The following is a 12,606-nucleotide window of genomic DNA, read 5'->3' as shown; positions in this document are numbered from 1 at the left end:
GTGTTAACACGCCCTAGTTCACGAAGCAAGAGCATCTTTCAGTGCTCTTGCCCGCCCCTTGCCCTGCGCTCCTCGGCACGGCCTCAAGGGGTGGGGAGCCTGATCCGGGCCATTGCTTCGCTCGGCCTTCCGAGCTAGTCACCACTTTGGCTCGAACTTCCGTATCGCCGCTTTCACCTCATCACTCAAATAAAAACCATCGCCATGCCTGGCCGCTAGTTCAGCGCAGCGCTGCTCAAACGCTTCCACACCTTGCCCATAAATGAACTGCATGGCCCCACCCGTCCACCCAGGAAACCCAATGCCAAATATGCTGCCCACATTGGCCTCATGCACGCTGGTCAACACCCCTTCAGCCAGGCAACGCGCAGTCTCCACAGACTGACGGTACAGCAAGCGATCCTTGACTTCCTTCGCGTCCCACGCGGCACCCGGTTTTTCAAACAACGCCTTCAGCTGCGGCCACAAGTGTTTCTTCCCACCTTGTGGGTAGTCATAGAAACCACCACCTCCCGCACGCCCTGGGCGTTTCAACTCCTTGACCATCCGCTCCACCAGCAACTCACCCGGTGTGGACGAGTAGGATTTCCCTTCGGCTGCCAGATCAGCCCGCGTTTGATCGAGCACATGCACGGAAAGCGATAGCGCGGTTTCGTCCAACACGGCCAGTGGCCCTACTGGCATGCCAGCCTGAACGGCGACGTTCTCAATCACAGGCGCAGGAATGCCTTCGCCCACCATGGCTGCACCTTCCATGACGTAGGTGCCGAAAGTACGACTGGTGTAGAAACCCCGGGAGTCATTGACCACGATGGGTAGCTTGCCCAGGGCCAGCACGTAATCGTAGGCACGCGCCACGGTTTCATCATCGGTCTTCTGGCCGCGAATGATCTCTACCAATTGCATCTTGTCCACCGGGCTGAAGAAGTGGATGCCTATGAACTTCTCAGGGTGCTTGCTGGCGTGCGCCAAACCACTGATAGGCAAGGTGCTGGTATTGCTGGCGAAGAAACCACCTTGGCCCAACATCGGCTCGGCTTCCTGCGTGACTGCAGCCTTCAGATCGCGCTGCTCGAACACGGCTTCGACGATCAAATCACAGCCTTGCAGATCAGCCGCCTGTCCTGTGGCTGTAATCTGGGCCAACAGTTTTTGCCGCGCCTCATCACTCATCCGCCCTTTTTCCACCCGCTTATCTGCAAGGCGTTGCGAGTAGGCTTTGCCCTGTTCGGCCTTCTCAACTGAAACGTCTTTCAACACCGTAGTGATGCCGCGGCTCGCCTGTGCCCAGGCGATCCCTGCGCCCATCATGCCGGCCCCCAGAATGCCCACCTTTTGCGGTTTGAATTTCGGCACACCCTTCGGGCGTGCCTGGCCACCTTTGATGGCGTTGAGGTTGAAGAAGAACGTGTTGATCATGTTCCTCGTCACCTGGCTTGCCAACAGGCTCGCAAGGTAGCGGCTTTCAATGCGCATCGCGGTATCAAAATCCACCGCGGCCCCTTCCACCATGGCGGACAACGTCGCCTGAGGTGCGGGATAAAGCCCCTTCGTTTTCTGCTTGAGCACCGCAGGCACCACCGGCAACATGGCCGCAATCTTGGGATTGGAGGGCGTACCCCCTGGCATGCGGTAGTCCTTGCGCTCCCAAGGGTGCTGAGCGGCTTCAGGTTGGCCCTGTACCGACTCGATCCAGGCTTTCGCACGCGAGATCAGCTGATCAGCACTGCCCGCCAGCTCATGCACCAGGCCAAGCCTGTGCGCCTCCGCTGGATCGAAAAGCTTGCTTTCCAAGAGATAAGGTTGCGCCGCCACCAGACCGAGCAGGCGAGTCATCTTGGTAATGCCACCGCCCCCAGGCAACAAGCCAATGCCCACTTCCGGCAAGCCCAGCCGGATCTTGGAATCATCCACGGCAATGCGATAGTGGCCCAGCAGAGCGACTTCCCAGCCGCCGCCCAGAGCCGCACCGTTCAGGCAGGTCACGATGGGTTTGCCCAAGGTCTCAATGGTCCGGAAGTTGCGTTTGATCCGTTCAATCTCGGTAAAGAAACGACGTGGCGCATCTTGCACATCCATTCGCATCACGCCTTTCAGATCGGCGCCCGCAAAGAAGGTGTTTTTGGCCGAGACCAGCACGATGCCGCGAATCTCGGCCTTCGCAGCCAAAAGCTGCTCAGCCAGCTTATCCATATCGGATTGCCAAACCTCGCCCATGGTGTTTACAGGGGAGTTGGGCTCATCGAAAGTGACGATGACGATGCCGTTCTGGTTTTCTGTACGAATGGTGTTCATGATGAAATTTATCTGTGTGAATTTTCAGAAGGTCGTGGAGCAGTCCATGCATGGAACGCCGTGGACAAACCTGAGCGCGTCACTAGCGTTGCCCGTCTCTTGAAAGAGAGGCGACACCCGGCGCCGAGGTGCTTCACACTCTTTCAACGATGGTTGCGATACCCATGCCGCCACCCACGCACAGGGTCACCAGGCCGTAGCGCAGCTGCCGGCGGTGCAGTTCATCAATCAGTGTTCCCAGAATCATGGCGCCAGTAGCTCCCAAGGGATGGCCCAGTGCAATGGCGCCTCCATTGACGTTCACCTTCTCGTGAGGCACGTCAAACTCTTTCATGAAGCGCATGGGCACCGCCGCAAACGCTTCGTTCACCTCGAACAGGTCGATATCACCAATAGACAGGCCCGCCTTCATCAAAGCCTTGCGCGTGGCAGGCATGGGGCCCGTGAGCATGATGGTGGGGTCTGCCCCGGAGACCGCTGTGGAGACCACGCGTGCGCGAGGCTTGAACCCATGGGCCTTGGCCGCGGCCTCACTGCCTATCAGCACGGCTGCGGCCCCATCGACGATGCCACTGGAATTTCCCGCGTGGTGCACATGCACGATACGCTCCACCTCTGGGTATCGGCCAATGGCGACCTGGTCAAAGCCCATGGCGCCAAGCTGCTCGAACGAAGGCTTGAGCGCACCCAGGCCTTCCACGGTCGTGTTCGGTTTGATGAACTCATCTTGCGCCAGAATGACTTGGCCCAGCATGTCGGTCACAGGCACCAGGGAGCCGGAAAAGAAGCCGCTTTCGCGGGCGCGCGCTGCACGCCGCTGAGATTCAACCGCAAACGCATCCACATCGGCACGGGTGAATCCCGCCAATGTAGCGATGAGATCGGCGCCGACTCCCTGCGGCACGAAGTTGGTGTCGGAATTGGTTTGCGGGTCCTGCGCCCAGGCGCCACCGTCCGAGCCTATGGGCACCCGGCTCATGCTTTCCACCCCACCCGCCACGACCAGGTCTTCCCAGCCGGAACGCACTTTTTGCGCCGCCAGATTCACGGCTTCAAGGCCTGAAGCGCAGAACCGGTTGAGCTGCACGCCGGCGCATTGCCAGTCCCACCCGGCTTTGAGGGCAGCTACCTTGGCAATCACGGAGCCCTGCTCACCGTGCGGCGACACCACGCCCATCACCACATCATCGACCGCGGAGGTGTCCAGATCGTGCCGGCGCCGCAACGCATCCAGCGTGCCAGCCAGCAGATCCACGGGCTTGACCTCGTGCAAGCTGCCATCCTTTTTACCCTTGCCGCGTGGTGTGCGGATGGCATCGAAAACATAGGCTTCGGTCATTCAGTTGACTCCGTTGGTGTTGATTGAGTTATGTCATGGAATATACCCAGCCGTCCGGAACGTAGCTTTCAAGCCCCGCCCACGAACCGCTGCGCGCCTTCCAGCGCATCCGAAATGCGTTCCCGGCCACGCTGCCATTCCTGGTGCAGAGCCTGCTGTAGCGGCCAGTCCCACTGCGTCAGGGCACTCATGCGATCGGCCCGCATCGTCTCCTGCGGAAATGCGGCAATCTGACGAGCCAGGGCAATGGCTGCATCGCGAGCCCCGCCCGTCGGCACCACCCGGTTGGCCAGGCCGATGGCTGCAGCTTCGGGCGCCTCGACACGCCGTCCGGTGAGGATGAGATCAAGGGCCCGGCTTTGGCCGATCAAACGCGGCAGGCGCACGGTGCCCCCGTCAATGAGCGGCACGCCGAAGCGGCGGCAGTACACCCCGAAATAGGCGTCTTCTTCCATCACGCGCAGATCACACCAAAGCGCCAGCTCCATTCCGCCTGCCACCGCCGCACCGCTGACTGCGGCGATCACGGGCTTGCTCAGCAGAAGGCGCGACGGCCCCATGGGTCCAGGCGGGAGGTGATCGTGAGCTTCAAACGCCAGATCGGACAGCAGCGCACTGGCACTGGCCTCGCCCGTCTGTGCCATCTCTGCACCCGCCTTGAGATCCCAGCCGGCGCAGAAATGGCCGTGGGCGCCATGGAACACCGCCACCCGCGCCTGCTCATCTTGTTCAAAGTCAACAAACGCACGGTGCAACGCAAGAGCCGTTTCAGCATCCACGGCATTGCGCACCTCAGGTCGTGCCAGCGTAACCACAGTGACCTGATCCAATTTTTCGACATGCACCGTCATATATCTCCGTGTACTAGGGTTTTCAGGGGATGAAATTTTCACCGTGCTCGCTAGAGTCTGTGCATCGAAGCGATGCGAACATTCTGGGAGACAACTTGCAGTTCGTGCAATTAGTGATTAGCGGTATTGCCCAAGGCTGCATCTACGGGCTGATCGCATTGGGCTTCGTGCTTATTTATAAGGCCACCGAGACCGTGAGCTTTGCTCAGGGTGACTTGATGATGCTCGGCGCTTTCTGCGGCCTGGCCTGCATGACGCTCCTGGGCTTCCCCTTCTGGCTGGCGGTCCTGGCTGCTGTTGGAGCCATGGCGCTGTTCGGGATGTTCGTTGAACGCCTCGTGATTCGCCCCATCCTCGGTCAGCCCGCCTTCTCCATCGTGATGCTCACCATAGGCATCGGCTACGTAGCGCGCGGCTTGATCACCATGCTGCCAGGCATCGGCACGGAAACCCATACCCTGCCGGTACCCTACCAAGAACAAGTCTGGAGCTTGGGCTCACTCGTGATCAACGCCGTTCAGGTGGTGGTGATCAGCGTCACCGCACTGCTTTGCCTCGGGCTGTACGTCCTGTTCAGGTATAGCAAGCTCGGCATCGCCATGCAGGCGGCCTCTCAAAACCAGCTGGCCGCTTATTACATGGGCATCCCGGTCAAGCGCCTCAATGGCCTGGTGTGGGGTTTGGCAGCGGCTGTCGCGGCAGTGGCTGGGCTGCTGCTGGCACCCATCACCTTCGTGCACGCCAACATGGGTTTCATCGGCCTCAAAGCATTTCCGGCGGCGGTGGTCGGTGGCTTCGGCAGCCTGCCTGGCGCCATTGTGGGAGGGCTGGTCATCGGCATTGTTGAATCGCTGGCGGGCTTTTATCTGCCGGAAGGCTTCAAGGACATTGCGCCCTACATCGTGGTGCTGATCATGCTGATGGTCAAACCCAATGGGTTGTTCGGCGAGAAACTCCGGAAGAAGGTATGACCCCCCTGAGTCGCTTACGCGCCTTCCCCCCAAGGGGGGACGCAGCCAGCGGCCTGGCGAAGCCAGCTCCGCGGCTACTCACGCATGGCCTGCTCCGCGGCCTTCTGGTGTTTCGCTCCCCCCTGAATCGCTCACGCGCCTTCCCCCCGGGGGGACGCCTGCAGCGGCCTGGCAAAGCCAGCTCCGCGCAAGCCCCGCATGGCCTGCTCCGCGGCCTTTTGGTGCTTCGCTCCCCTCTGAGTCGCTTATGCGCCTTCCTGCCTATGAGGGACGCAGCCGGCGGGCTCGCAGAGCCAGCTCCGCAGTCGTCTGCGAACGGCCTGCTTCGCGGCTTTTTGGTTGTGACCACCTTTATCCCTGCCTTCTCCCGATTGGGGAAGGTGTACTAGCAGACAGCTGAAATGCGTTTCATCTTCAAAACCAGCTACGAACAGGACATCCGCCTGGCCAAGCACCGCGGGCATATGTTCTGGTATTCGGCGCTCTTGCTGTTTCTTTTGGCGGCGCCATGGCTGTTGCCAGAGTATTGGCTGGCACAGCTCACCTTTGTGCTGATCTACGGTATCGTTGGGCTTGGGTTGATGTTGCTGGCGGGGTTTACCGGGCAGTTTTCGCTGGGGCATGCGGCGTTTGTGGGGGTGGGTGCGTATGCGCAGGGCGTGCTGACCAATGCGGGCGTACCTTTTCCGCTGGCCATGTGCGGGGCGGCACTTTTAGCGGCCTTGGCAGGGGTTGTCGTGGGTGTGCCGGCTCTGCGATTGAAAGGCATCTACCTGGGTATTGCCACACTCGCGTTCGGGTTCATCGTGGAGGAAGGCTTCGCACGCTGGGAATCAGTGACCGGTGGCAATGCCGGCTTTCACGTGAAGGCACCTGCTATTTTTGGCTGGCAGGTGGAATCAGGCGAAGGCTTTTACTTCATCTGCGTGGTGACGGCCATCATCGCCACGCTGGGTATATTGAATCTGCTGCGCTCCTCTACTGGCCGCGCGTTTGTGGCGATTCGAGATTCAGAAATCTCTGCTCAAAGCATGGGCATCCACCTGGCTCGCTACAAGACTTTGTCGTTCGCACTGTCTGCGGCGCTAGCGGGTATAGGGGGCGCGTTGTACGCACACAAGATGCGCTTTCTCTCGCCGGATCAGTTCAGCATTCTTCAATCGATCGACCTGCTGCTCATGGTGGTGATCGGCGGGCTGGGCTCCGTGCATGGGGCTTTCCTGGGTGCCATTTTCCTGATAGCCATGCCCCAGCTCATCTCCATGGTCAAAGACTACTTGCCTGATGCCATTGGCCAGGCGCCGGGCTTGCAATCAGTCGTTTATGGCGCGGTGCTGATTTCATTCGTCCTGTTCGAGCCGCTCGGGCTGTACGGCCGTTGGCTCAAGATTCGCACCTGGATCCAGATGTTCCCGTTCTATCGCAAGGGCATGTTCAAGCGGCAGAAATCTTTCCAGAAATCCGACAGATTGAAATGAAGAGCGGCGAATCCATGACTGGTGAAATCCTGCTTTCCGCAAAGAACCTGAGCGTCCGCTTCGGTGGGGTACTGGCGGTGAATGATGTGAGCTTCGACGTGCGTCGCGGTGAGGTTTTTACGCTGATCGGCCCCAATGGTGCGGGCAAGACCACCGTGTTCAACCTCATCAGCCGGATCTATACCCCGACCAGCGGCACGATCGATTTCGCCGGCTCGAACGGCATGCTCAACCTGACCGCACAGCCCCCGCATCAAGTGGCTTCGCTGGGCATTGCCCGAACTTTCCAGAACATTGAGTTGTTTGAGCACGCCACGGTGCTGCACAACCTCCTCATTGGGCGGCATACGCACCGGCGCACCGGCTTCTGGAGCGAGGTGTTCTTCACCTCCACCACACGTGCCGCCGAGATCGAAGCACGCGAACACGTGGAGCGGGTCATTGAATTGCTGGATCTCCAGCACCACCGTGACTCCATGGTGGCAGGCCTCCCTTACGGTGTGCGCAAAGTGGTGGAGCTGGCACGCGCGCTCTGCGCTGAGCCCCAACTGCTTCTACTGGATGAGCCCTCCTCCGGCTTGAATGTGGAAGAAACCGAAGGCATGGCATTCTGGATTCAGGACATCGTGCAGGAGCTGGGCATCACGGTGCTGATGGTGGAGCACGATATGAGCCTGGTCTCCAAGGTGTCCGACCGCGTGGTGGCCATGAACCAGGGCCAGGTGCTGGCCATGGGCAGCCCCCGCGAAGTGCAAAGCAACCCGGCAGTCATTGAGGCATACCTAGGCTCCATTGACGACGTCTCCTCTCTACGAAGGACCGCCCAATGAGCGAAACGCCCGAAGCCATGCTCCGGCTGCTCAACGTCGAGAGCTCCTACGGCCCCATCAAGGCCATCCGGGGCGTCAGCCTGAAAGTGCGTCAAGGCGAAATCGCCACCGTACTGGGCAGCAACGGTGCCGGCAAAAGCACCATACTGAAAACCATCTCAGGCATTCTGGACCCACGCAAGGGCTCTATTGAATTCAAGGGCCAGAACATCACCGCCAAGGACCCCGCTTTCGTCGTGCAACAGGGGCTTTCTCATGTGCCAGAGGGGCGAGAGGTGTTTCCGCTTCTTTCTGTGCACGACAACCTGCTCATGGGCGCCTACACCCGCAAGGACCGCGATGGCGTGGCACGCGATATGGCACAGGTCTACACCTATTTCCCCATCCTGAAAGAGCGCACCGCCCAGGATGCCGGTTTGCTTTCCGGCGGTCAGCAACAAATGCTGGCCATCAGCCGGGCCCTGATGGCCTCGCCCGATCTGATCTTGCTCGACGAACCCAGCCTGGGCCTTTCCCCCAAGCTCACCAAAGAGATCTTCGAGATCGTGGTGCGCATCAACCGCGAGCGCGGCACCACCATCTTGCTGGTCGAGCAAAACGCCAACATGGCCTTGAACGCCGCTGACTACGGCTACGTCCTGGAGAACGGCCGCATCGTGATGGAAGATACCTGTGACCGCCTTCGCGAGAAGGAAGATATCAAGGAGTTTTACCTCGGCATGAAGGATGATGGTGTGCGCGGCGAACGGCGCTGGAAAAAGAAGAAAACCTGGAGATAGCCATGTCCAAGCTCTGGGATCTAAACCATATTCAGCCAAACGCCGAAAGCGTGCTCGCAGGCGACACGCTCTCGGCCATGTTCTGGAATGCCGTGGAAGAACGCGGCTCGCAAACCTGGTTGCGCCAGAAAGTCCTGGGCATCTGGCACAGCTGGAGCTGGACACAATCCGGCGAAGCCGTGCGCGAAATCGCCGGTGGGCTGATGAGTCTGGGCTTCGCGCCTGGAAATACAGCGTCCATTCTCTCCAACACCGTGATCGATTGGGTCCTGGCCGATCTGGCAGTCCTTAGTTGCGGCGGGGTCTCGAACGGCATCTACCCCACGGATGCACCTTCCCAGGTGCACTATTTGTGTGAGGACTCAGGTACGCGGTTCCTGTTTGTTGAAGACGACGAGCAGCTCGACAAGGCCCTGGAGGTACGCGAAGGCCTGCCGCTGCTTTCCAAGATCATTGTGTTCGACATGAAGGGCCTGCGAGATCTGAGCGACCCTGACGTCATGAGCCTGGACGCCTTGCGCGAAGCAGGCCGCGCCTACAACGCCAAACATCCTGAGGCCGTTCGCGAGCGCGCGCGGGCCTGCCGCCCGGAAGACCTCGCCATTTTGGTCTACACCTCAGGCACGACCGGAAAGCCCAAAGGGGCCATGCACACCCACGCGGGCCTGGTCTATACCGTGCGCGGCTACAACACACTGCTCTCGCGCGAAGCAGAAGACGAGTGCATGTGCTTTCTCCCGCTCTGCCATATTGCCGAGCGCATGGGCGGTGAGTATTTTTCACTCTACACAGGCGCAAGGCTGAACTTCGTAGAAAACCCGGACACCGTGCCAGAAAACGTGAGGGAAATCGCCCCCACGGTGTTCACGGCTGTGCCGCGCGTATGGGAGAAGTTCTATTCCGGCGTGATGATTTCTCTCAAGGAAGGCACCCGTCTTCAGCAACTCATCTACGGATGGGGTATTGGTGTCGGCCATCGTATCGCCGACCGGGTGATTGCTGGCCAAGCGGTCTCAAGCAGCTTGAAAGTTCAGTTCACCTTGGCGCGCTGGCTTGCGCTGAACAATGTTCGCAAGCTGATCGGCATTCACCGCGCACGCTTTCTTGTGACCGGTGCCGCCCCCATCTCGCCGGAACTGGTGAAGTGGTATTTGGCTCTTGGTGTGCCCATGCTGGAAGTGTGGGGCATGACCGAAACCTGTGGCGCTTCTACAGGCATGCCCATAGGCCAGCTCAAGCCCGGCTCCATCGGTCCGGCGGCGCAGTTCAATGAAGTGCGGCTTGATCCGCAAACCAATGAAATCCAGGTACGCGGACCCAACGTCTTCGCCGGCTACCTGAATCAACCAGAAAAGACGGCTGAAGTCCTTGATGCTGAAGGCTGGCTGCACACGGGCGATGTGGGTACTGTGGATGCTGATGGCTTCTTTCGCATCACTGATCGAATGAAAGACATCATCATCACGGCGGGTGGCAAGAATGTCACGCCGAGTGAGCTTGAAAACGAACTCAAATTCAGCCCGTACGTTACCGACGCGGTCGTGATTGGCGATAAACGGCCTTACCTCACGGTGATCATCATGATCGACCAGGAGAACGTGGAGAAGTACGCGCAGGACAACGATGTGCCCTTCTCCAACTACGCCAGTCTTACGCGCGCGCCGGAGATACAGGAGTTGATCCAGGGCGTGATCGATGCGCTGAATAAGAAGTTTGCGCGGGTGGAGCAGATCAAGAAGTTTTTCTTGCTGGATACGCAGCTGACGGCTGAAGATGAGGAGCTTACGCCGACTATGAAGCTTAAGAGGAAGTTGGTGCAGGCTAAGTATTCGGGGCAGATTGAGGGGATGTATTTGGGGGGGTGATGGGTTGGTTCTGGCTGCGGGCTGCGGGCTGCGGGCTGCGGGCTGCGGGCTGCGGGTAGTGTGTTGATTGATTGGGCTGGTTGGCTTATTAATGGGTTTCTGTTTTTGCGTTGAGGTCGGAGGCCGGGAATGCGCCCGGCAGCGCAGTCCCTTTCTTTGCTCGCACAAAGCAAGGAACCAAAGAAATGCGACCCCAAGTCCGTGTCCCTGCGCTTCGCTCCGGGCACCCTCCGGTGCTCAGGCAAGGGGCGGTGCGGCAGAACTCGCTTCGTTCGCTTCGCTCTCTACGCTCAAACAGCTGCCGCAAGCTAGTTCACGAAGCAAGAGCATCTTGCAGTGCTCTTGCCCGCCCCTTGCCCTGCGCTCCTCGGCACGGCCTCAAGGGGTTGGGAGCCTGATTCGGGCCATTGCTGCGCTCGGCCCATCACTGTCAGTCGCAAGCGAATGGTTTTACCCCCTCTCCCGCAGGCGGGAGCGGGAGAGGCGACCGGCTGCGGCGTGAGGGTCAGCGTTTCAATCACCACTGCCCTTTTCAGGTCCACTTCGGAAGGATTGTTTCGGACTTCATGCGCGCTAAAAAGGAGCTCATTCGTCATGGATGCCGGCCCTCCCCCCTCCCCTCTCCCGCACGCGGGAGAGGGGGCAAGATCAGAAGGCCGCGGAGCAGGCCATGGGGGTGTAGCCGCGGAGCTGGCTTTGCCAGGCCGCTGGCTGCGTCCCCCTCTGGGGGATGGCGCGTAAGCGCCTCAGGGGGAGGCCATTTCTCCAGGCCGCTGGCTGCGTCCCCCTGGGGGGAAGGCGCGGCAGCGACTCAGGGGGAAGCCAAAAGCCTTTCAGGGGGAAGCTAGTGCTCTAGGGGTAATCACTGCGGACACACCATGCCCACTATGTACACAATTCGTTTCGAGACAATTGCCACTACAACAGGAGACGCACATGCGATTGAAGTACGCATTCAACACCTTGGCCGCCATGGCCGCCACGCTGATCGCCACCGCACCCGCGCTAGCCCAGCAGGCACAAGGTGTGACTAAAGACCAGATCAACCTGGGCTCCATTCAGGATCTCTCAGGGCCACTGGCTGGCTTTGGCAAGCAGGTTCGCCTGGGGATGATGCTGCGTGTGGATGAGGCCAACGAGCAGGGTGGTGTCAACGGGCGCAAGCTGACGCTCAAGGTCGAGGATTCGGGTTATGACCCCAAGCGCGCCGTGTTGGCGGCGCAAAAGCTGGTCAACCAGGACAAGATTTTCGCGATGGTCGGCCACATTGGCACGGCCCACAACGTGGCCACGTTCCCGGTGCTCTTTGAAAAGAACGTGATCAACTTTTTCCCGGTTACCGCGGCGCGAGAAATGTATGAGCCGCACAACCGGCTCAAATACTCATTCGCGGCCACCTACTTTGATCAGATGCGCCTGGCTGCGCCCAAGCTGTTCAAGGAAAAGAACGCCAAGAAGGCCTGTGTCATTTATCAAGATGATGAGTTCGGCCTTGAAGTGCTGCGCGGAGCCGAAGCCGGGCTGAAAACCATCGGGACAGAACTCGCCGAGAAAACCAGCTTCAAACGAGGCGCGACAGATTTCTCTTCTCAGGTGGCGCGCATGAAGGCGGGCGGTTGCGATTTCGTGGTGCTGGGCACCATCATTCGTGAAACCATCGGCACCGTGGGCGAATCGCGCAAAACAGGCTTTAGCCCTACCTTCCTGGGCTCGAGCGCTGCTTACACGGACTTGATCCACAAGCTGGGCGGCAAGGCCATGGATGGCGTCTACGCCGCCATGACGGTGCAAAACCCCTACCTCGATGAGACTTCGCAGCCCATCCGTTTCTGGGCTAACAAGTTCAAGACCAAATTCAACGAAGATCCCACCGTCTTCGCGGTTTATGGCTACACACTGATCGATGGCTTCATTCGCGGCGCCCAGAAAGCCGGCGCCAATCTGACCACCGACAGCTTCATCAAAGCAATGGACAGCACCACCATCTCTGCAGACATCTTCGGCGCCGATGTAATGACCTTCAGCGCCACGAAGCGGCTGGGTAGCAATGCAGCCCGTCTGTCGCAGATTCAAGATGGCCGCTGGAAGGTTGTGTCCGAATACCTCAAGTAAGCCGGATCAACTTCCGACCTCGGGTTTGCAGCAGCGAAACCTCGCCGCTGCAAACCCCTGGAGCCCCTTAACCGTGTTTACGATGT

The 12,606-nt window shown here is 59.6% G+C and carries 9 protein-coding genes; 6 read left to right on the top strand and 3 right to left on the bottom strand.

Annotated elements, in window-relative coordinates; all coding sequences use genetic code 11:
* Positions 1-138 precede the first annotated feature (138 nt).
* The 3 genes from G518_RS0123135 to G518_RS0123125 all read right to left on the bottom strand — a co-directional run bounded on the left by G518_RS0123135 (position 139) and on the right by G518_RS0123125 (position 4,485).
* Positions 139-2,295, bottom strand: a complete 2,157-nt coding sequence (locus tag G518_RS0123135) for a 3-hydroxyacyl-CoA dehydrogenase NAD-binding domain-containing protein (RefSeq protein ID WP_028604556.1) — start codon at positions 2,293-2,295, stop codon at positions 139-141.
* 133 nt (positions 2,296-2,428) lie between these two features.
* The gene (locus G518_RS0123130) at positions 2,429-3,634 is read right to left on the bottom strand and encodes an acetyl-CoA C-acetyltransferase (RefSeq protein WP_028604555.1); all 1,206 of its coding nucleotides are present in this window, start codon (positions 3,632-3,634) and stop codon (positions 2,429-2,431) included.
* A 68-nt stretch (positions 3,635-3,702) separates the two neighbouring features.
* Positions 3,703-4,485 (bottom strand): crotonase/enoyl-CoA hydratase family protein, encoded by a 783-nt coding sequence (locus G518_RS0123125; protein ID WP_028604554.1) that lies wholly within the window; start codon positions 4,483-4,485, stop codon positions 3,703-3,705.
* 95 nt (positions 4,486-4,580) lie between these two features.
* Between G518_RS0123125 and G518_RS0123120 the strand changes: the two genes are divergently transcribed.
* From G518_RS0123120 to G518_RS0123090, 6 genes are all read left to right on the top strand, one after another.
* Positions 4,581-5,456 (top strand): branched-chain amino acid ABC transporter permease, encoded by an 876-nt coding sequence (locus G518_RS0123120; protein ID WP_028604553.1) that lies wholly within the window; start codon positions 4,581-4,583, stop codon positions 5,454-5,456.
* A gap of 401 nt (positions 5,457-5,857) precedes the next feature.
* Positions 5,858-6,934: a branched-chain amino acid ABC transporter permease gene (locus tag G518_RS0123110; protein ID WP_028604551.1), complete on the top strand. Its 1,077-nt coding sequence runs from the start codon at positions 5,858-5,860 to the stop codon at positions 6,932-6,934.
* Between the two features lie 14 nt (positions 6,935-6,948).
* Positions 6,949-7,764 (top strand): ABC transporter ATP-binding protein, encoded by an 816-nt coding sequence (locus G518_RS0123105; protein WP_028604550.1) that lies wholly within the window; start codon positions 6,949-6,951, stop codon positions 7,762-7,764.
* A complete protein-coding gene (locus G518_RS0123100; protein ID WP_028604549.1) occupies positions 7,761-8,543 on the top strand; it encodes an ABC transporter ATP-binding protein in 783 nt (260 codons plus the stop codon). Before G518_RS0123105 ends, G518_RS0123100 begins: the two co-directional genes overlap by 4 nt.
* 2 nt (positions 8,544-8,545) lie before the next feature.
* Positions 8,546-10,408, top strand: a complete 1,863-nt coding sequence (locus G518_RS0123095) for an AMP-dependent synthetase/ligase (RefSeq protein ID WP_028604548.1) — start codon at positions 8,546-8,548, stop codon at positions 10,406-10,408.
* A gap of 936 nt (positions 10,409-11,344) precedes the next feature.
* Positions 11,345-12,520, top strand: a complete 1,176-nt coding sequence (locus G518_RS0123090; protein ID WP_028604547.1) for an ABC transporter substrate-binding protein — start codon at positions 11,345-11,347, stop codon at positions 12,518-12,520.
* Positions 12,521-12,606: the final 86 nt, after the last annotated feature.

The sequence above is a fragment of the Ottowia thiooxydans DSM 14619 genome (genome assembly GCF_000422885.1).
Classification (GTDB): Bacteria; Pseudomonadota; Gammaproteobacteria; order Burkholderiales; family Burkholderiaceae_C; genus Ottowia; species Ottowia thiooxydans.
This window is presented reverse-complemented; position numbering and strand designations above follow the sequence as displayed.

Bases quoted from the DNA above. Each gene is read 5' to 3' on its own strand.
- G518_RS0123095 (WP_028604548.1), top strand. From the start codon at position 8,546: ATGTCCAAGCTCTGGGATCTAAACCATATTCAGCCAAACGCCGAAAGC.
- G518_RS0123090 (WP_028604547.1), top strand. From the start codon at position 11,345: ATGCGATTGAAGTACGCATTCAACACCTTGGCCGCCATGGCCGCCACG.
- G518_RS0123135 (WP_028604556.1), bottom strand. From the start codon at position 2,295: ATGAACACCATTCGTACAGAAAACCAGAACGGCATCGTCATCGTCACT.
- G518_RS0123105 (WP_028604550.1), top strand. From the start codon at position 6,949: ATGACTGGTGAAATCCTGCTTTCCGCAAAGAACCTGAGCGTCCGCTTC.
- G518_RS0123110 (WP_028604551.1), top strand. From the start codon at position 5,858: ATGCGTTTCATCTTCAAAACCAGCTACGAACAGGACATCCGCCTGGCC.
- G518_RS0123100 (WP_028604549.1), top strand. From the start codon at position 7,761: ATGAGCGAAACGCCCGAAGCCATGCTCCGGCTGCTCAACGTCGAGAGC.
- G518_RS0123130 (WP_028604555.1), bottom strand. From the start codon at position 3,634: ATGACCGAAGCCTATGTTTTCGATGCCATCCGCACACCACGCGGCAAG.
- G518_RS0123125 (WP_028604554.1), bottom strand. From the start codon at position 4,485: ATGACGGTGCATGTCGAAAAATTGGATCAGGTCACTGTGGTTACGCTG.